The following is a 19,378-nucleotide window of genomic DNA, read 5'->3' on the forward strand; positions in this document are numbered from 1 at the left end:
GGCGTGGAGGTCGGCCGGTACCACCAGCCGGACGGCCCGCTCACCCTGGTCGACGAGCGGGTGCGCCGAGGCACTCGACGCCCTGCGCGCGCACGGGGTGGACGTGGACACACCCGAGGACCTGGCGTCCCTCAGCGACTTCCCGGGCGCCGTGATCGTCACGGGCGGAGACAGGTGACCGATCCGCCTCTCGAAAGTGGTCCGCCCATTCCAGCTCGAAGTCCATCTCGCTGCGCGGCCGCCGGAAGGACGAACCGCCGGACTGCAGCTCCCGCTCCGTGGCCACCGCGGTCCGCCGCCACCCGGTCAGCCCGCCGACCCCGGTGAGGACCAGCCGCTGGGCGAGTTCGTCGGCGGTCTCTGCGTACGGGTCGGCGAGCGCGTCGCAGCCCTGCTGCCGGAGCATGGAGTGCGGACTTGGTGAGGTTGCCGAGCTTGTCGTAGCCGTAGGTGGTGACCGCGCCACCGGGGGCGGTGACCTTGGTCAGCCGGTCCAGGTCATCGTAGCCGTAGGAGGTGGTGCGTCCGTCGGCGTCCTTGCGACGGACCGGAACCCGTCGCCCGGGACGCTCCCACCCGCCTGTGCCCGTCGCCCCCGGTCGCGCGGTGGACCGCGTCTGAGAATTCCGGCTTATCTGCTGAAAGGCAATCGGACTTGGACGCGAAGAGAACACCATGGATCAATCAGTGCATGCGAACTCTTCGGCGAACCCTGGACTCCGGCGGAGCCGCGGACGGCGCGGGGGCGGGATATGGCACGGTGCTCGTGTCCATCCTGACCGCGACCTTCATCGGCGGTTTCGACTCCAGCATCATGCTGCTCGCGGCTCCCACGCTGCAGAGCGCGCTCGGAGCGTCCTTCGCCCAGACCCAGCTCGTGGTCGTCGGATACACGACGGCGTACGCGGTCGCCCTGATGACCGGGGGCCGGCTCGGTGACGTCTTCGGCCGCAGGCGGGTCTTCCTCTGCGGCGCCGCGGGCTTCACCCTCACCTCGGCCGTCTGCGCCCTCGCGACGACACCGACCGTCCTCATCGTGGCCCGCGTCGCCCAGGGCCTGACCGCCGCGCTGATGCTGCCCCAGGTCCTGGCCATCATCCGCGCCTCCCTGCCCCCCGCGGTCCAGCGCCGGGCCGTCGGGCTCTACGGCGCCACCATCGGGCTGGCCTGGGTCGCCGGACCGGTCTGCGGCGGCGCGCTGATGGCGTGGGACCCGTACGGCCTCGGCTGGCGCGGTCCCTTCCTGGTCAACCTGCCCATCGGCGTGCTGATCATCGCCGGTGCCTGGAAGCGGGTGCCCGAGAGCCACGGGCCGCGCAAGCGGCTCGACGTGACGGGCGCGGTGCTCCTCGGCGCCGCCCTCTTCCTGCTACTGACCGTGCTGGGCGGCTCCCTCGCACTCGCCCCGGCCCGGCTCGCCTTGGCGCTGGGGGCGGTCGGGGCGCTGCTGGCGGTGTTCTGGGCGCGGGAGCGCCGACTCGAAGCGCGTGCGCTGTCGCCCGTCGTCCCGCCGGACCTGTTCCGGCAGCGCCGCTTCGCCCGGGGCCTGGCCGCGGTCCTGGCCTTCTACGCCAGCAACCAGGGCTTCCTCGCCCTGCTCGCCTACTACGTTCAGGACGGCCTGGAACGAAGTCCGCTCGCGACGAGCCTGCTCTTCGCGCCCCTGTCGGCCGGTTTCGCGCTGGCGAGCGCCGTCGGCGGGCGGATCCCCGCGCACTCCGAACACAGGACCGCGCTGGGCGGCATCGCCCTGATGGCGACTGGCCTTGCGGTCTTCGCCGCCGTGGTGTGCTGGGCCCCGGTCTCCCTCCAGCTGGCCGTGATGCCCGGCGCGCTGGGCATGCTGGGCCTCGGGCAGGGGCTGGTGGCGGGCCTGCTGATCTCGCTGGTGCTGAGCACCGCGCCCCAGGAGGACAGCGGCGCGGCCAGCGCCGTCCTGCTGACGGTCACCCAGCTCGCGCACGCCGGTTCGGTGGCGGTCGTCGGCTCGGTCTTCAGCGCCCTCCTCGGCGGGGACCCCGGCGCGGGCGCCCACTCCGCGGCGGACCACGCGCGGGCCGCCACCTCCACGACCCTGGTGGTGCTGGCGGTGTGCGTGGTGGCGGGGTTCCTGGTACACCGGCTGTTCTCCGGCGCCGCGCGGCGACCGGAACCCGCCGGAGCCTGATCCGGCCGGTCCGGAGCCGACGGCCGTCGGACCGTTCGCGGTTCGCCGGGAGTTCACACAGCGGCCGCACAGCGTGTGCGGGAAAGTGAAAGGCGGACGCACGAGCGGCAGTCGAAGGCGGGTCCGCGCTCTGTAGAATCCGTCCTCGTGGAGTTACGGCACCTTCAGTACTTCGTTGCGGTGGCGGAGGAGCTGCACTTCGGGCGTGCGGCGGAGCGCTTGGGCATCGCGCAGCCCGGCCTGAGCCAGCAGATCAAGGCACTCGAGCGGCGCCTGTGTACCGAGCTCTTCGAACGCGACCGGCGCGGGGTGGAACTGACCGAGGCGGGGCGCGTCCTGCTGCCCCTGGCGCGGGATGTGCTGAGCAGGTGCCGCAACCTCCAGGACGTCATCCGCACCTACGGCACGGGCGAGGTCGGCCGGCTCCGCATCGGGATCGCCCGGTCCGCGGCGGGCGGCATCACCGACGTCCTGGTCGAGAGCTTCATGGCGGACTCGCCCCGGGTGGAGGTGCGGCTCTCCAGCGGGCACACGGCCGCCCACGAGCAGGAGCTGAGCGCGGGCGCGATCGACGTGGCGTTCGTGCGCCTGCCCATACAGAACACCGGCGAGCTGGTCAGCCGGGAAGTCGCCCAGGAGCCGCTGGTGGTCGCCCTGCCCGAGCGGCATCCGCTGAGCGCGCGGCGCACCGTGGCGCCGGGGGACCTGTCCGGCGAGCCGCTGGTGTGGTGGCCCCGCGAGAACGGGCCGGGGATGTGGGACAGCATCCTCGACCAGGTGTTCGGGCCGGGCAGCCGTCCGGAGATCTCCCGCTGGGAGCCCGAGGAGGAGCGGATGCTGCACGCTGTCGCCCATGGGCACGGGATCACCGTCCTCGGGGAGGGACGGGCCGGCCGGCTGTCGGTGCCCGGCGTCGCGATCAGGCCCTTCGCCCGGCCGGTTCCGACGCTCGCGCTCGGTCTGGCCTGGCGGAGCGACAGCACGCTGCCCACCCTGCACCGGTTCCTCGATCACGCCGCGGCGCTGATCGACGCCTGCGCCTGACGCGGGTGCCGCGGCCGCCGGTTCGCCGCGGTCTCAGCCGTCGAGGCGGGCGCGGAGCGCGGGAAAGTCGTTGGTGACGACCGTGCGGAAGTTGCGCACCACGGGGCTCGTCTCGCCGCGCCGCCACACGAGCTGGATGGGCAGCGGCTCGGGTCTGGGGGTGAGCTGGCGGAACTCGACCCCGGGCTGCCGCAGCGCGGCCATCGTGCGGGGGACGATGGAGACCCCCACCTCGGCGGCGACCAGCCCGATGATGGTCTGCATGTGACCCGCTTCCTGCGAGACCTGGACCTCGAAGCCCGCGGCGCGGGTCAGGCCGGTTATTCGGTCGTGCAGCGCCGGTCCCATCCGCCGGGGGAACATGATGAAGGGCTCGCCGGCCAGCTTCGCCGTCGGCAGCGGCGAGATGGGCGCCAGCGGGTGCCGGCGGGGCAGCGCCGCGACCAGGACGTCACGGAAGATCTCCTGGCTGGCCAGGCCCTCCGGGATCTCGCTCTCGCCCAGGGCGTGCAGGATGCCCATGTCGATCCGGCCGGCGAGCAGTTCGTCGACCTGGCGGGCGCTGGGCAGTTCCCGCACCTGGAGCTCCACGCCCGGGTAGACGCGCCGGAAGCGGCGCAGCAGCCGCGGGATCAGCTCGGGGACGGCCGAGCCGACGAAGCCCAGGGACAGCTCGCCCACATCGCCACGGCCCGTCTGCCGCGCGGTGAGCTGGGCCCTCTCGACATGGTGCAGGGCGCGACGGGCCTCGGCGACGAAACTCTCGCCCGCCGCCGTAATGCTGACCTCCCGGGTCGTCCGGTCGAACAGGGAGACGCCTAACTCGTCCTCCAGCTTCCGTACCTGCTGACTCAGCGTCGGCTGCTGGAGACCCAGACGCCGGGCGGTGCGACCGAAGTGGAGCTCTTCCGCCAGTACCACGATGTAGCGCATCTGTTCAAGATTCATACCTCCATGCAATCACAGGGGTTGAATCCGATGAACAGTCAACGGAGCGCCCGAATCCATCAACGACACTGTGAAGCATGCGACTTCGATCCTCCGTTTCCGCACTGGCCATGACCGTCGCCGCACTCGCCGTCGCTCTCGTGCCCGCCGGTCCGGCGGCCGCGCACCACGGCTGGGAGCACTACGACACGACCACTGCCTACTACGTATCCGGCACCGTGACGGGCGTGCGGTGGGGCAACCCGCATCCGGAGGTGACGCTGCGCGTCGAGGACAAGCAGGTCCCGGACGGCTGGGCCGACCGGGAGATCCCCTCGGACCTGGAGGACATCGGCGGGCGGCAGGTCATGGAGGCAACCCGCGACTACTCCGGGTCCGGTGACGAGCTGACCCTGTTCCTCGCCCCCATCGAGCGGCTGTCCGCCTGGGGCATGGAGGGCGAGGTGGAGGAGGGAGAGAAGCTGGAGGTCGTCGGCTACCTGGACCGGGAGCACGACGACGAGCTGCGCCCCGAGCTGATCGTGCTGGAGGACGGGCAGGCGATCCGTCAGCGCTCCGTGCCCCTGCCGGTGGCGCCCGAGGCCGCGTCCGGGGACGACACCGCGGCGGCGCCGGGCGGGTCGGCGACCGGCGGTGACGGTGGCGGGGACGGCGCGGCGGACGGCGCGACGGACACCGTGGCGTCCGAGTCCGACGACTCCTCCGACACGACGGTCTGGCTGGTGACCGGCGGTGCCGTCCTGCTGCTCTTCGTCGCAGGCGGCTACTACGTGGTGCGCCGCGGCAACAGGGCCTGATCCGTGGACGACTTCTTCTCCTGGCTCGAACGGTCCGGCCTGGGCGAGACCGTCCGCACGACGCCCATGGTGTACTCCTCGCTGGAGAGCGTGCACATCCTCGGCATCGCGCTGCTCGTCGGTCCCGCGCTCGCCTTCGACCTGCGGCTGCTCGGCGTAGGCCGGCAGATGCTGCCCGTCACGGCGGCCGCCCGGCATCTGCTGCCGTTGTCCCGCTTCGGACTCGCGCTCGCGGTCGCGACCGGAGCGGTGATGTTCGTCGCCGGCGCGGTCGCCGTCGGCAACAGCGGCGCGGCGCCCTGGAAACTCGGTCTCCTGATCGTGGCGGGGATCAACATCGCGGTCTTCCACCGGGGTGTCTACCGCGGGGTGAACGCCTGGGACGTCGACGTCCCGACGCCGGTGGGAGCGAGGATCGCGGCCACCGTCTCGATCCTCGTGTGGTGCTCGGTGATCGTGGCCGGCCGTCTGCTCGCCTACACCTGAGACGCGGGCCCGCGCCCCGCTCCGACTTCCCCATCAGGCGAAGCCCTCCCCTCAGCGGGGAGGGCTTCGCCTGTGTGCGCGCCCAATTCCAACCGACCGGTATCTCATCATCTGAGAACTCCGAGTTCTCAGTGACGGTAGCGTTAATTTCGCTTTACGCCTTCGCGATTACGTTGTCATGGTCGAATAAAGGCGCGGCATTAATTTCTCTTTACCTGTTGATGCGTTGACTCCGCGCGGACTAGTGTGACGGCCGAGTGCCGGGATGCGCACGGAAACCGGAGGAGCTTTGCTAATCAACAGTCAAGACCGGCTCCAGGAACTTCTGGAAGCTCAGGCAGAAGCCAAAGACCATCTTGACAGAACCCCCACCGAATCCTTCTACGAGGAAAAGCTCCGGCGCGTCTGGGAGAGAGCATCGGGCGTAGCGGCCTACGGGATGCTCGGCTCCTTCTCCATGGAGCGTTTCCGCCGGCTCCGGATCACGCCCAAGGACGAACTGAAGAAGCGGCCGCTGGAATTCTGCGCCGTCACCCCGGACGACGCGGACAAGTACTACGAGACCACCGGCACCACCGGCCGGGCGACCCCCACCCCGCGCCTGGCGGCGGACGTCATCCGCAACGCGGTCTCCGTCGCCGAGGCCTGGCGTCCGCTGCTCTCCGAGGACGACCGGGTGCTCAGCCTGCTGCCCTCGGACGTCGTGCCGGTCGGCGACCTCATCGCCCAGGTCTGCGAATACCTCGGCCTCGTCCACACCCGGGCCTACCCCTTCGCGACCGGCATCTGCGACTGGGACCGGCTGACCGGCATCTGGCGCACCCTGCGCCCCACCACGGTCTTCGTCGCCCCGGGTGTGGCCCAGCAGCTCACGCGGCTGCTCAAGCGGCGGGGCGACCTCGACGAGCTGAGCGCGAGCGTCTCCCGGATCATGCTGCTCGGAGAGGTGAACACCGAACCCTTCCGTCTCCGGCTGGGGTCCTGGTGGGGCGCCTCCGTGTACGACGCCAGCTACGGCAGCACCGAGACCGGGACGCTCGCCACCTCCTGCCGCGCCGGCCGCCACCACCTGATGCCGGCCACCAACTACTTCGAGCTGGCCACCGACGCCGGTGTCGTCCCGCTGCGCGCCGGCGTCCGCGGACGCCTGGTCGTCACCCCGCTGAACATGCACGCCAGGCCGCTGCTGCGGCTGGACACCGGCGACGAGGTCACCATCACCGACGGCTGCGCCTGCGGCTCGCCGGCCCCGTCCGTCGTCGTGCACGGACGCAGCAGCGACGCGCTCGTCCTCGGCGGCGCCAAGGTCACCGTCCGGGACCTCGAAGAGGTCGTGTACGGGGTGACCGGCGCCACCGGATACCTCATGGAGATCGACCCCGACGGCACGCCCCTGCGTCTTCTGCTGGAACGCGACAGCGATTCCGACCGGAGTCGGGAACAAGAAATGGCGGAAGCCGTACGCACCGCATCGAAGGATTCGCTCCGGCTTTCCTGGGACACCGTCGCATTCGTCAACACACTGCCCGCGACGACGAAAAGCGGCGGCTCGCAGAAAAGCTGGAAGCGCACCAACATACGCGTCGTGGAAAAGGTCGCATGATGGTCTCCAACATATCGGTCTCCGACATATCAGTCTCCAAGGACCTTGTGGTCGACCCCTCGGCCGTCGGCACGGCGAGCGGCCAGCCCGATCTGTGGTGCACCTACGCCGCCATCCGCACCATCGCCTGGCTCGGCCGGCCCGACGGATTCGTCGACGCGGAGCGGACCGCGCGGTACCTCGCCTCCCGCCGCAACGGCGACGGCGGATACGCCTGGAGCCGCGGCATGGCCTCCGACGCCTGGGCCACGTACTACTGCACCCAGGGACTCACCGACCTGCTGCGTCTCGGGGTCGCCGACGCCACGCCGTCCGACGTCGAGCGGACCACGCGCTGGCTGCGCACCACCTGGTCGGGCGACGCCTTCGCCATGATGCCCGGACAGGCCCCGGACGTCTGGGCGACCTTCTTCTCCACCCGCACCGCCGTCGAGATCTGCGTGGACGGCGAGTCCGTCGACGCCGAGCGGCTGCTGAAGTGGCTCGCGGGCCTGCAGACCGCCGACGGCGGCCTCGCCTGGACCCCGGAGCACGCCGCCCGCGGCGAGGCCGACGCCCGCGCCTGCTTCTACGGCGTGCTCGCCTGGCGCGCGCTCGCCCGGCTCGGCACCCACCCGGCCCCCTGGGACACCGGCCGGCTGGTGGACTGGCTGCGCGCCCAGCAGACGCCGCAGGGCGGCTTCCGGTTCTCGCCCGACGCCGAGGTGCCCTGCATGTGGGCCACCTACCGGGCGACGGTCGCCCTGGACGCACTCGGCAGCGGTCCCGCCGACCCCGGGGCCTGCGTGTCCTGGATCGCGCGCATGCGCGGCGCCACCGGCGCCTTCGTCCGATGGGAGGGCTACCCGGTGGAGGACGTGTGGGCGTCGTTCTGCGCCATCGGCTCGCTGCGCGCCCTGCGCGCGCCGACCGGGCCGTACGCCGACGCCGTCGTGGCCCGGATGCGGCAACTCGCCTGCGCAGACGGCGGCTACACCTACCGCGAACCGGCCCTCGCCGCCGACGCCCTGTCCACCTCGGCGAGCATCCTCTCCGACCTGGCCCACGGCGGCCCGGACAGCCCCGACATCGACACCCGGCGCCGCTGGCTGCGCGGCTGCCTGCTGCCCAACGAGGGCGGCGTGATGTACATGCCCGCGCGCGGCAGCGAGGTGCGCTGCACCCTCTGGGCGCTGGAGGCCGGCGCGCTGCACGGCGCCGGGCACCTCGCCGGGCGCATCGCCCCCTGGCTGCGCGGACTGCAGAACCCCGACGGCGGCTTCGGCTACTGGGAGGGCCGCGGCTCCGACGTCGTCTCCAGCGTCGCCGCGGCCGAGATCGGGCGCATCCTCGGCGACGGCCACGGCAGCCCCCTGGAGCCCTCGGCGCTGCTGCGGTTCCTGGAGTCCTGCCGCACCCCCGGACCCACCGACGGAACGCCGTGGCAGGCCGGCAACGTCCCGGGCGGCGAGCCCACCCTGCGGTCCACCCTCCAGGCGCTGCGCGCCCGGCAGCTCCTCGGTGACGCCGACCCGCAGGCCGTGGCGCAGGCCCTGGCCCGCCACCAGGTGTCGGGGGGCGGCTTCGCCAACACCGGCAACCGGATCCCCGACCTGCTCAGCACGTACGAGGCGGTGCTCACCGCCGGCCGGCACGGCATCGCGCTCGACCGCGAGCACATCCGCCGGTTCTGCGACCGGGTCACCCAGGAGCACGGCACGGCCTGGACGCCCCTGGCCCCCGCCGACGGCCGCGACCTGCTGGCCGAGTGCGTCGGCGACCTGCTGCGGCAGTGGGTGGGCGCGGACATCGCCGAACTGCCTGCCCTGACCATCTCCTGAGGCGGTACCGCATGCCCACCATCACCATCACCACGCCCGAGCTGTCCCCACCCGCCCGCCGGGCCGTCGCCGTCCGGCTGACCCGCTGGCTGACCGCCCGCGGCGTCGTCCTCTCGCACGTCGTGATCCGGTTCGTCACCGAGCCGCCCGGCAGCCTCTACACCGGTGCCATGCCGGTCGAGGCCCTGCCGTCCCCCGGTGACGGCGAGTCGATCCACCACGCCGGTGTCGTCTGCCAGATCGGCGTGGACCGGGACGAGGCCTTCCGCGACGCCCTGGCGGACGAGATCGGCGCCGCCCTGAAAGTCGGACCCGGCACCGCCTTCTTCCACCTCGACATGCAGCCCGCGGCCCGCGGCAACGTCTACGTGGCCGTCGACGGCCGACTGTGCCGCGCCGACCTGCTCGGCGCCGCCCCCGAACAGATCAAGGAGCCCGCAGCATGACCACGACCCCCGTGATCCCCGACAACGACCAGATCCTCACCCGGCTGCGGACCGCGCTGACCGTCCCGCTCGGCGACGCGGTGCGGGGCGTCGACCCCGACGCCGACCTCGCCGAGACGCTGGGCGAGCGCTACGACAGCCTCGCCGCCATGGAGTGCATCACCACCGTGGAGACCCACTTCGGCGTCGAGGTCGACTTCGTCGCCGACGACGTACGCCACGTCTTCTCGACGCTGTCCCGCATCGCTGAGTTCGTGCAGGGCCGGCTGGAGGACGACGCGGCCTTAGGGGCGGCGCCCGATGCCTGAGGCAGCCACCGAGGGCCGCCCCGGCTCCGCCCCGCGCACGGAGGTCGAGTTCGCGACGTCCGGCCACACCGGCACACCCGTGTCGTGGTGGCGTGGCGCGGACCAGCTCGCCTACGAGGCCGCCCTGGTCACCGACCTGCTCGTCGGCGAGGTCGACCACGTGGTCAACTTCGCTCCCACCCGGCACCTCTTCGGGCACCTCTTCGGCGAGGTGCTGCCCCGCACCCGCGGGGTCGACGTCCACCACGCCTGGCGGCACGCGGTGACGGACGTACCGCCGCTGCGGTCCGGGGCCCGCACCCTGCTGGTGTGCCTGCCCTCGGCGTGGCCGCTGCTGCGCCGGCTGCTGCCCGCTCTCGGCGCCCTGCCCCGCGTGGTCGCCCTGCACAGCACGGCCGCCGCACCACAGGCGGCCAAGGACGTCGTACACGCCCTGCGCGGCACCGGCTTCACCGCCCACGCCCTGCTCGGCTCCACGGAGACCGGAGCCGTCGCCCACCGCCCCGTCGCGCCGGCCGGCACCGACGACGGCCCGTGGCGGCTGCTGCCCGACGTCGCCCTGGTGCCGGAGCCGGCCGCCGCCCCCGCCGCGGACGCCGCCGCCGACGCCGTCCAGCCGCTCCACGTCATCAGCCCGCGCATCGGACGGCGGCACGACCTGCCCGCACCACCCGACTCCTGGCGCACCGCGGACCTGATCCGCCGCCGCGCGCCCCGCGAGTTCGACCACCTGGGCCGCGCCTCACGGCTGGTGAAGGCCAACGGCGTGCGCGTCTGGCTCGACGCGGTGGAGGCCGCGCTGGCCGGCGCCCTCCCCGGCCTGGACGTCACGTGCCTGCCCGTGCCCGACGGAGTGCGCGGCGAGCACTACGAGATCTACTGCGCCGCCCCCGGGCGGCACGGCGACGCGGCCGTCGCCGGACCCCGGCTGGTCCGCCGGACGCTGGCCCGCCTGCTGCCCGGCGTACCCGGTCCGCGAACCGTCCACCTGGTCGACCGCATCCCCCGCTCGGCGGTCGGCAAGGTACGGATCCCCGAACTGCGCACCCCCGAACGCGCCCCGGCCCCGCGCGCCCCGGCACCGCGGCCCGCCGCACCGCGCGAGACCGCACCCCGCGCCACCGCACCGCGCGTCCCCGAACTCGGCACATCCGCCTGAACACGACGGCGAGCACACCCTCCCCGTGGTCCCGCCGCTGTGACCACACCCGCCGGACACCCATGTTGAGGAGTCATGTCCAACACTCGTTTGCTCATTCCGTCGCGCGCTGCCCAGCAGCCCGACTGGACGCGCTGGGACGACCTGGACCGCGTACTCGGCGAACTGGCCAGACGGCCCGCCCTCGTGAGCGAGGAGACGACCGCCGCCCTGCGCGAAGAGCTCGCCTTCGTGGCGCGCGGCACCGCCTTCGTCATCCAGGCGGGAGACTGCGCCGAACTGTTCTCCGACAGCGGGCCGGAGCGCATCCGCGCCAAGGCCACGGCCCTGCACGCACTCGGTGACCTCTTCGAGTCCCTCACCAAGCTCCCCGTCGTACGCATCGGCCGCTTCGCCGGCCAGTACGCCAAGCCCCGCTCCAACCCCTGGGAGCAACTGCCCGACGGCACCCGCGTCCCCGTCTACCGGGGCGACGCCGTCAACGGGGCCGAGGCGACCGCGTCCGCCCGGCAGCCGGACCCCCACCGGCTGCTGCGCGCCTACGAACTGGCACAGCGCGCCCTGGTCGAACTGCGCACCGCGCCGCCGGCCTCGGGCACCGTGTCCGCCGTCCTCGCCCCCACCTACATCAGCCACGAGGCGCTGCTGCTGGAGTACGAGCACGCCCTGCTGCGCTCCGACGCGCGGGGCGGACGGTACGCCTCCTCCGCTCCGTTCCTGTGGATCGGCGAACGGACCCGCCAGCCCGACCACGCCCACATCGACCTCGCCGCCACCGTGTCCAACCCCGTCGGCGTCAAGGTGGGCCCGGACGCGTCGCCCGCCGACGTGACCGCCCTGCTGGACCGGCTGAACCCAGGCAACCAGCCGGGCCGGCTCACCCTCATCGTGCGGATGGGCGCCGAGCGGATCGGCGTCGCCCTGCCCGCGCTGCTCGCCGGCCTCGGCCCGCGCGCCGCCGAGGCCGTCTGGATGACCGACCCCATGCACGGCAACACCCGCACCACCGCCGCCGGGCAGAAGTCCCGGGTCCTCACCGACGTCCTCTCCGAGGTCGAGACGTTCTTCACCGTCATGCGCGCGCACGGCCTGCACGCGGGCGGCCTGCACCTGGAATCGGCCCCGGACGACGTCACCGAGTGCGTGCTGCGGACCGAGGACCTCGCCGTCGACACCCCGCTGCCCCGGTACGAGTCGGCGTGCGACCCCCGGCTCAACCCCGCACAGGCCGCGGAGGTCGTCCGCCTCGCCGCCTCGCTGGCCGTGGGCCCCACCGCGTGATGCTCCCGGCCTCGCCCCACGTCCCGACCTCGCCTTACCGCTCGACCTCGCCCCACCTCCCGACTTCTCCCACCGAACGAACGAGAGGCCGACAGCAATGTCCGTCACCTCCGTGCTGCCCGCCGAGGACCAGCGCCTGAACCGCCGTCGTCTGCTCGGCGCCGGACTCGGTGCCGTCACCGCCGCCGTCGCCGCCCCCCTCGCGGCCGGCGGACCGGCGATCGCCGCCCCGGCGGCCGGCACCACGCCCGCCCTCCCTGTGCCCCAGGTCGCCGAGATCGCCCGCATGGGACCGATCGGATGCGAGGGCATCGTCTTCGACCGCGCCGGCCGGCTGTTCATGTCGGACACCCTGGGCACCGACATCCTGTCCATCCGCCCCGACGGCTCGTCCGAGGTCTGGTCGCGTGGCCTGACCGGCGCGCCCAACGGCCACAAGGTGCTGCCCGACGGCACCCACCTGGTGGCCCAGATGGGCCCGCCCGGTGCCGTCCTGTGGCTCGACCCCGACGGCAACGTCCTGCGCACCCTGACCGAGGACGACCGGGGCCGCCCCCTGCGCGCCCCCAACGACGTCACCGTGGACCCCCGCACCGGCGCCTGCTGGATCTCCGACCCGGGCCGCTTCGCCACGGCGGAGCCCGGCCGGGTCTACTACCTCGACAACCCGCGCGGGCAGCTGCGGACCGTGGTGGACGAGGGCGTCCTCCACTTCCCCAACGGCCTCGCGCTCACCCCCGACCGGCGGTTCCTGATGGTCTCCGAGGGGGGCCGCAACCGCGTGATGCGGTTCCCCGTGCGCCGGGACGGCAGCCTCGGGGAGCGGAGGCTCTTCGCCGCGCTGCCCTCCCAGCCCAATACCTGGACCAACGGGGAGGCCATGCCCGACGGCCTCGCCTTCGACGCCGACGGCCGCCTCTACGTCGCCCACTTCGGTACGGGCCTGCTGCGGGTGTACGACGCCCAGGGACGCGACCTCGGCTCGCTGGACTCCCGGTGCCCCTGCATCACCAACCTCGTCTTCGGCGGCCCCGACCTGGACCAGGTCTTCGTCACCGGGCACCTCGGCACCTCGCTGAGCGACCCCGGCCCCGCCGTCGTCATCCGCCTGACCCTGCCGGGGATCCGCGGCCTGTCGCTGCTGACCCCGGACGGCGTCTGAACCCGCACCCGGCCGCGCGGACCGCACCACCCCGCCCGGCGTGACCGCCCGCGGGCCCGCTCCGCCACCACCCCCTCCGGTGGCGGCGCGGGCCCGCGGCACGACACCCACACGAGGAACCGGATTGACCACGCTGAAGATCGACGGCCGGTCGCTGACCCTGGACGACGTCCACGCCGTGGCCCGCACCCCGGGGGCCCACGTCGAGTGCACGGCGGAGGCCGCGGAGGCCATGCGGGCCTCCCGCGAACTGAAGACGCGGCTCATCGCCACGGGCGCCCCGCTCTACGGGGTAACCACCGGATTCGGGGACAGCGCCAACCGGCAGATCTCCGCGGACAAGGCGGCCGCCCTCCAACGGAACATGATCCTCTACCACCTCAACGGTACCGGCCCCCTCGCCCCCGACGAGGTCGTGCGCGCCACCCTCCTGATCCGCGCCAACTGCCTGGCGCGGGGGAACTCGGGCGTACGGCCGGCCGTCGCGGCCCACCTGCTGGACCTGCTGCGGCACGACGTCCTGCCCGCCGTACCGGAACGCGGATCGGTGGGAGCCAGCGGCGACCTGATCCCGCTCTGCTACGTGGCCGCCGCCCTCATCGGCGAGGGCGAGGTCCGCCAACGGGGAGTCCTGCGCCCGACCGGCGACGTGCTCTCCGCCCTCGGCCTGACGGCACTGGACCTCGAAGCCAAGGACGGCCTGGCGCTCATCAACGGCACGTCCTTCAGCGCGGCCTACGCCGTCCTCGCGGCGCACGACGCGCACCGGCTCGCCGCGCTCGCCGACATCTGCACGGCCCTGGCGTCGGAGGCGCTCCTCGGCAACCGCGGACACTACGCGGCCTTCATCCACGACCAGCGGCCCCACCCCGGCCAGCGGACCAGCGCCCGCCGCATCCACGACCTGCTGGAAGGGTCGGACCTCTCCCGGCCGCACAACCAGATCGTCGACGCCGCCGGCTCCCTGGACGGCCAGGGGTACGCGGTGCTGCGCCGCAGCATCCAGGACCGCTACTCCCTGCGCTGCGCACCCCACGTCAACGGGGTCCTGCGCGACACCCTGAGCTGGGTCGCCGAGTGGCTGACCACCGAGGTCAACGCCTCCACGGACAACCCCCTGTTCGACGCGGCGAACAGCTCGGTGCACAGCGGCGGCAACTTCTACGCCGGACACGTGGCGCAGGCCATGGACGCGCTGAAGGTCGCCGTGGCCAACGTCGCCGACCTGCTGGACCGGCAACTGGAACTCCTGGTCGACGAGAAGTTGAACAACGGGCTCACCCCCAACCTCATCCCCCGCTTCGCCGAGGACTCCTGGGAGGCGGGCCTCCACCACGGCTTCAAGGGGATGCAGATCGCCGCGTCGGCCCTCACGGCCGAGGCGCTCAGCGGGAGTTCGCCCGCGAGCCTGCACTCCCGCTCCACGGAGGCGCACAACCAGGACAAGGTGAGCCTGGCGCCCATCGCCGCCCGCGAGGCGCGCTCCGTCGTCGCGCTGGCGGAGGAGGTTGCCGCGATCCATCTGCTGGCCGCCTGCCAGGCCCTGGACCTGCGCGGCCCGGACGGGATGAGCCCGCGGACCCGCGCCGTGCACCGGGTGGTCCGCGCGGCGGTGCCGTTCACGGACCGCGACCGGCGTCTGGACGACGCCATCCGGAAGGTGCTCGGGCTCTTCCGGGCCGACACCCTCACCCGGGCCGCGGACCAGGCCGCCGCCACCGACTGAGGAGGGGCCGCGGACACCCCTGCGGCCCGACCCACCGAGCAGAGGGCCGCGGCCGGCGCCGCGACCGCGCGAAAGGGATGCAATGCCACGACTGATCATCGTCACGGGCGCGGGCTCGGGCATCGGCAGGGCGACCGCGGAGCGCTTCGCGGCGCACGGCGACACCGTGCTGCTCGCGGGCCGCAGACCCGACCGGCTCCGCGCCACGGCCGACGGACTCCGCGCGACGGTCGACGGGCTCAAGACCCCGGCCGGCGGGCTTACAGCCTCGGCCGACGGTCCCACGGCCCCGGCCGACGGGTTCCGCGCGACGGCCGACGGGCATACGGCCCCGGCCGGCGGGCTCCGCGCCTCCGCCGACGCTGCCACAGCCCCGGCCGACGGGCTTCGCGCCCCCGCCGAAGTTCCCACCGCCCCGCCCGACGGACCGGACGCCGCATCCACCCGTGCCGACGTCCACTGCGTCGCGGCGGACCTGTCCCAGGAGGCCGGCGCGCTCCGGCTGCGGGAGCACGTCGAGGCGCTCGGCCGGCCCGTGGACGGTGTCGTCTGCTGCGCGGGCGCCCCGGCGGCCACGGCCGGCGACGGCGGCCTCAAGTCCGTCGCCGCCGAGTGGCTGGACGCGTACGGCAGCAACGTGCTGACCGCGGTGCTCACCGTCGAGGCACTAACGCCCCTGCTGGCCGACGGCGCGAGCGTCGTGCTCTACAGCTCCATCGCCGCCTACCGCGGCTCGGCGGGCTCGGGCGCCTACGGGGCCGCGAAGTCCGCCCTGCACTCCTACACCCACCACCTGGCCGCCCGCCTCGGACCGCGCGGCGTCAACGTGAACGCCATCGCCCCCGGCTACGTGGCCGACACCGAGTTCTTCGGCGACCGCATGACGCCGGCCCGCGAGTCGCTGCTGATCCGGCAGACCGCCCTGGGCCGGCCCGGCACCCCCGCGGACGTGGCCGGGCTCGCCCACTTCCTCTGCTCACCGCAAGGCGCCTACATCACCTCGCAGATCCTCCAGGTCAACGGTGGCTCCCAGCACGGGGTCTGACGACTTCACGCTCACGGCACGGCACGACAGACAGGAGCGGTATTCATGAAGACGGGAGGGCCCCAGGCCGTGGCCGACGCGGAACTCGTCGCCCGGATCCCGGGCTCCAAGAGCCTGACCAACCGCGCGCTGCTGCTGGCCGCGGCGGCGCCCGGCACCAGCCGCCTGCGGGCACCGCTGGTCAGTGACGACACCGTGGCCTTCCGGACGGCCCTGAACGGACTGGGCGCGCGCGTCGAGGCCGACGACGCCGACCAGTGCTGGACGGTCACCGGCACCGGGCGCGGCCCGGTCGGACCGGCCCAGGTGTGGTGCGCAGACGCGGGCACCGCCGCCCGCTTCCTGCCCCCGTTCGCGGCGACGGGCCGGGGCACGTTCGTCTTCGACGGGTCGGAGCAACTGCGGGCACGGCCCCAGAAGGCGCTGGCCGACGCGCTGACCCGGCTCGGCACCCACGTACGGGCGCACGAGGGCGGACGCCTGCCGCTGCACCTGGAGACCTCGGGGCTCGACGGCGGCGAGATCACCCTGGACGCATCGATGAGCAGCCAGTACGTCTCCGGCCTGCTGATGGCGGCCCCGCTCACCCGGCGGGGCCTCACGCTCGACGTCCGGTCGCTGGTGAGCCGCCCCTACCTCGACATGACGCTGCGTCTGATGCGGCACTTCGGCGCGCGGTTCGAGGTGGACGAGACGGGCGGCCGCATCGAGGTGCGGCCGGGCGGCTACCGGGCCGCCGACGTGGTCGTCGAACCGGACGCGTCCACGGCGTCGTACGTCTTCGCCGCCGCCGCGGTCACCGGCCGGACCGTGACCGTGCCGGGCCTCGGGGCGGACAGCTCCCAGGGCGACCTCGGCTTCGTCCGCGTCCTGGAGCGGTGCGGGGCACGGGTCACCGTCGGCGCGCAGTCCACCACCGTGACCGGTGACGGCAGGCTGCGCGGCGGCTTCGACGTGGACATGGGGGACGTCTCCGACACGTTCATGACCCTCGCGGCGATCGCCCCGCTCGCCGACGCCCCGGTGACCATCCACGGCATCGGGCACGCCCGGCTGAAGGAGTCCGACCGGATCGCCGCGGTCGCCGCGAACCTGCGGGCCTGCGGCATCCGGGTCGAGGACGGCAACGACTGGATCACGGTGCGTCCCGGCACACCGGGCCCGGCCCGGATCGCCTGTCACCGGGACCACCGGATCGCCATGTCCTTCGCGGTCCTCGCCCTCGGTTCCGGCGTCCGCCTGGAACTGGACGACCCGGCCTGTGTGAGCAAGACCTTCCCGGGGTTCCACGCCGAACTGAACCGGCTGTTCCCCGGCCATTCCATTCCGGCGAGCAGTGAGGAGCGGCGGTGAGCAGGTTGCGCTGGCTGACCGGTGGGGAGTCCCACGGTCCGGCCCTGGTGGCCGTACTGGAGGGCCTTCCGGGCGGTGTCCCGGTCACCACGGAGATGGTGGCGGGTCACTTGGCGCGGCGGCGGCTCGGCCACGGGCGCGGTGCGCGGATGAAGTTCGAGCGGGACGAGGTCACCTTCCTCGGTGGTGTGCGGCACGGTCTGACGCTGGGCTCCCCGGTCGCGGTCATGGTGGGCAACACCGAGTGGCCGAAGTGGGAGCAGGTGATGGCCGCCGACCCGGTGGACCCCGAGGTGCTGGGGCAGTTGGCGCGCAACGCGCCGCTGACGCGTCCGCGCCCTGGCCATGCGGATCTGGCGGGGATGCAGAAGTACGGTTTCGACGAGGCCCGGCCGATCCTGGAGCGGGCGTCGGCGCGGGAGACGGCGGCGCGGGTGGCGCTGGGCGCGGTGGCGCGGTCGTACCTGAGGGAGACGGCCGGTATCGAGATCGTCTCGCATGTGGTGGAGCTGGCGGCGGCGAGGGCGCCGTACGGTGTGTACCCGACGCCGGCGGATGTGGAGCGGCTGGACGCGGATCCGGTGCGGTGTCTGGACGCGGACGCGTCGAAGGCGATGGTCGCGGAGATCGACCAGGCCCACAAGGACGGTGACACCCTCGGTGGTGTGGTCGAGGTGCTGGCCTACGGTGTTCCGGTGGGTCTGGGTTCGCATGTGCACTGGGACCGTCGTCTGGACGCCCGGCTCGCCGCGGCGCTCATGGGGATTCAGGCGATCAAGGGTGTGGAGGTCGGGGACGGTTTCGGGCTGGCGCGGGTGCCGGGTTCGAAGGCGCACGACGAGATCGTCACGACCGGTGAGGGCATTCGGCGGACGTCGGGGCGCTCGGGTGGTACGGAGGGTGGTCTGACGACGGGTGAGCTGCTGCGGGTGCGGGCGGCGATGAAGCCGATCGCGACGGTGCCGCGGGCGCTGCGGACGGTGGACGTGGCCACGGGTGAGGCGGCCGCCGCGCATCATCAGCGGTCGGACGTGTGTGCGGTGCCGGCGGCCGGGATCGTCGCGGAGGCGATGGTGGCGCTGGTGCTGGCGGACGCGGTGGCGGAGAAGTTCGGCGGGGACAGCGTGACCGAGACCCGCCGCAACGTCCGCTCGTACCTCGACCACCTCCACCTCCGGTGAACGCCCCGGCTGCCCGCCGTACGCGGTGCGCCGTGCTCGGCGCACCGATCGCCCACTCCCTCTCACCCGTGCTGCACCGCGCCGCCTACCGGGAACTCGCCCTCGCCGGCTGGTCGTACGACCGTTTCGAGGTCGACGGGACGCGGCTGCCCGGCTTCCTCGCCGGGCTCGGACCCGAGTGGGCCGGCCTGTCCCTGACGATGCCGCTGAAACGGGCCGTCATTCCGCTGCTCGACGAGATCAGCGAGACCGCCGCCTCGGTCGAGGCGGTCAACACGGTCGTCCTCACCGACGACGGCCGGCGCCTCGGTGACAACACCGACATTCCCGGGATGGTGGCGGCGCTGCGGGAACGGGGCGTCGAGCGGGTCGACTCGGCGGCGGTCCTCGGCGCCGGAGCGACGGCCGCGTCGGCGCTGGCCGCCCTCTCCCGGCTGTGCGCGGGCCCCGTCGTCGCCTACGCCCGCGGCGCGCACCGGGCCGCCGAGATGCGGCAGTGGGGCGAACGGCTCGGCGTCGACGTCCGTACGGCTCCCTGGGCGGACGCGGCCGAGGCCCTGCGCGCCCCGCTGGTGGTCGCCACCACCCCGGCCGGTGCGACGGACGCCCTCGCCCCCGCCGTGCCCGAACACCCCGCCACCCTCTTCGACGTGGTCTACGCCCCCTGGCCGACCGGGCTCGCGGCGCGCTGGTCCGTACGGGGCGGTGCCGTGGTCGGCGGACTCGATCTGCTGGTCCACCAGGCGGCGCTCCAGGTGACCCGGATGACGGGCCGCGGCCCCGCGCCGCAGGACGCCATGCGCGCGGCTGGGCAGCGCGCCCTGGAGCGGGGGAGCACGGGCCCGGTCGTCG

Annotated in this window: 17 protein-coding genes and 1 pseudogene; 16 read left to right on the forward strand and 2 right to left on the reverse strand. The window is 73.4% G+C overall.

Annotated features, from left to right (window positions below; all coding sequences use genetic code 11):
* Positions 1-40: 40 nt before the first annotated feature.
* Positions 41-406 (reverse strand): hypothetical protein, encoded by a 366-nt coding sequence (locus ACZ62B_RS01960; protein WP_469689137.1) that lies wholly within the window; start codon positions 404-406, stop codon positions 41-43.
* Between the two features lie 285 nt (positions 407-691).
* Here ACZ62B_RS01960 and ACZ62B_RS01965 point away from each other — a divergent pair, with 285 nt between their 5' ends.
* Positions 692-2,167, forward strand: a complete 1,476-nt coding sequence (locus ACZ62B_RS01965; protein ID WP_468722558.1) for an MFS transporter — start codon at positions 692-694, stop codon at positions 2,165-2,167.
* Positions 2,168-2,314: 147 nt separating this feature from the next.
* Positions 2,315-3,211 carry a LysR family transcriptional regulator gene (locus ACZ62B_RS01970; RefSeq protein ID WP_344560338.1) on the forward strand — a complete coding sequence of 299 codons (897 nt, stop codon included), beginning with the start codon at positions 2,315-2,317 and terminating at the stop codon, positions 3,209-3,211.
* A gap of 33 nt (positions 3,212-3,244) precedes the next feature.
* Here ACZ62B_RS01970 and ACZ62B_RS01975 read toward each other — a convergent pair whose 3' ends face one another.
* Positions 3,245-4,159 carry a LysR family transcriptional regulator gene (locus ACZ62B_RS01975; RefSeq protein WP_344560337.1) on the reverse strand — a complete coding sequence of 305 codons (915 nt, stop codon included), beginning with the start codon at positions 4,157-4,159 and terminating at the stop codon, positions 3,245-3,247.
* A gap of 77 nt (positions 4,160-4,236) precedes the next feature.
* Between ACZ62B_RS01975 and ACZ62B_RS01980 the strand changes: the two genes are divergently transcribed.
* From ACZ62B_RS01980 to ACZ62B_RS02045, 14 genes and pseudogenes are all read left to right on the forward strand, one after another.
* Positions 4,237-4,956, forward strand: coding sequence for a DUF6152 family protein (locus ACZ62B_RS01980; RefSeq protein WP_468885905.1), 720 nt, complete (start codon positions 4,237-4,239; stop codon positions 4,954-4,956).
* Positions 4,957-4,959: 3 nt separating this feature from the next.
* Complete coding sequence (locus tag ACZ62B_RS01985) at positions 4,960-5,442, forward strand: DUF6644 family protein (protein WP_344560335.1); 483 nt, start codon at positions 4,960-4,962, stop codon at positions 5,440-5,442.
* Positions 5,443-5,899: 457 nt separating this feature from the next.
* Positions 5,900-7,045: a phenylacetate--CoA ligase family protein gene (locus ACZ62B_RS01990; protein WP_398537634.1), complete on the forward strand. Its 1,146-nt coding sequence runs from the start codon at positions 5,900-5,902 to the stop codon at positions 7,043-7,045.
* Complete coding sequence (locus ACZ62B_RS01995) at positions 7,042-8,865, forward strand: prenyltransferase/squalene oxidase repeat-containing protein (protein WP_469689138.1); 1,824 nt, start codon at positions 7,042-7,044, stop codon at positions 8,863-8,865. Before ACZ62B_RS01990 ends, ACZ62B_RS01995 begins: the two co-directional genes overlap by 4 nt.
* A gap of 11 nt (positions 8,866-8,876) precedes the next feature.
* The gene (locus ACZ62B_RS02000; RefSeq protein WP_344560332.1) at positions 8,877-9,311 is read left to right on the forward strand and encodes a hypothetical protein; all 435 of its coding nucleotides are present in this window, start codon (positions 8,877-8,879) and stop codon (positions 9,309-9,311) included.
* Positions 9,308-9,619 (forward strand): acyl carrier protein, encoded by a 312-nt coding sequence (locus ACZ62B_RS02005; RefSeq protein ID WP_468722549.1) that lies wholly within the window; start codon positions 9,308-9,310, stop codon positions 9,617-9,619. Before ACZ62B_RS02000 ends, ACZ62B_RS02005 begins: the two co-directional genes overlap by 4 nt.
* Positions 9,612-10,778, forward strand: coding sequence for an acyl-CoA synthetase family protein (locus ACZ62B_RS02010; protein ID WP_468882761.1), 1,167 nt, complete (start codon positions 9,612-9,614; stop codon positions 10,776-10,778). The genes ACZ62B_RS02005 and ACZ62B_RS02010 overlap by 8 nt, the downstream gene beginning before the upstream one ends.
* Positions 10,779-10,853: 75 nt before the next feature.
* Positions 10,854-12,059, forward strand: coding sequence for a 3-deoxy-7-phosphoheptulonate synthase (locus tag ACZ62B_RS02015; RefSeq protein WP_344560329.1), 1,206 nt, complete (start codon positions 10,854-10,856; stop codon positions 12,057-12,059).
* 97 nt (positions 12,060-12,156) lie between these two features.
* The gene (locus tag ACZ62B_RS02020; protein ID WP_468882765.1) at positions 12,157-13,221 is read left to right on the forward strand and encodes an SMP-30/gluconolactonase/LRE family protein; all 1,065 of its coding nucleotides are present in this window, start codon (positions 12,157-12,159) and stop codon (positions 13,219-13,221) included.
* 124 nt (positions 13,222-13,345) lie between these two features.
* Positions 13,346-14,947, forward strand: coding sequence for an HAL/PAL/TAL family ammonia-lyase (locus ACZ62B_RS02025; RefSeq protein WP_469689139.1), 1,602 nt, complete (start codon positions 13,346-13,348; stop codon positions 14,945-14,947).
* Between the two features lie 82 nt (positions 14,948-15,029).
* Positions 15,030-15,992 carry an SDR family NAD(P)-dependent oxidoreductase gene (locus ACZ62B_RS02030; RefSeq protein WP_344560326.1) on the forward strand — a complete coding sequence of 321 codons (963 nt, stop codon included), beginning with the start codon at positions 15,030-15,032 and terminating at the stop codon, positions 15,990-15,992.
* Positions 15,993-16,037: 45 nt separating this feature from the next.
* Positions 16,038-17,345, forward strand: coding sequence for a 3-phosphoshikimate 1-carboxyvinyltransferase (gene aroA / locus ACZ62B_RS02035; RefSeq protein ID WP_344560325.1), 1,308 nt, complete (start codon positions 16,038-16,040; stop codon positions 17,343-17,345).
* Positions 17,342-18,526 (forward strand): chorismate synthase, encoded by a 1,185-nt coding sequence (gene aroC / locus ACZ62B_RS02040; RefSeq protein WP_468722540.1) that lies wholly within the window; start codon positions 17,342-17,344, stop codon positions 18,524-18,526. Before aroA ends, aroC begins: the two co-directional genes overlap by 4 nt.
* Positions 18,523-19,350, forward strand: a pseudogene (locus ACZ62B_RS02045) (shikimate dehydrogenase); the annotation flags it as partial. The gene aroC and the pseudogene ACZ62B_RS02045, both read left to right, overlap by 4 nt.
* Between the last annotated feature and the right edge of the window lie 28 nt (positions 19,351-19,378).

It is taken from the genome of Streptomyces sp. NPDC053426 (assembly GCF_055585405.1).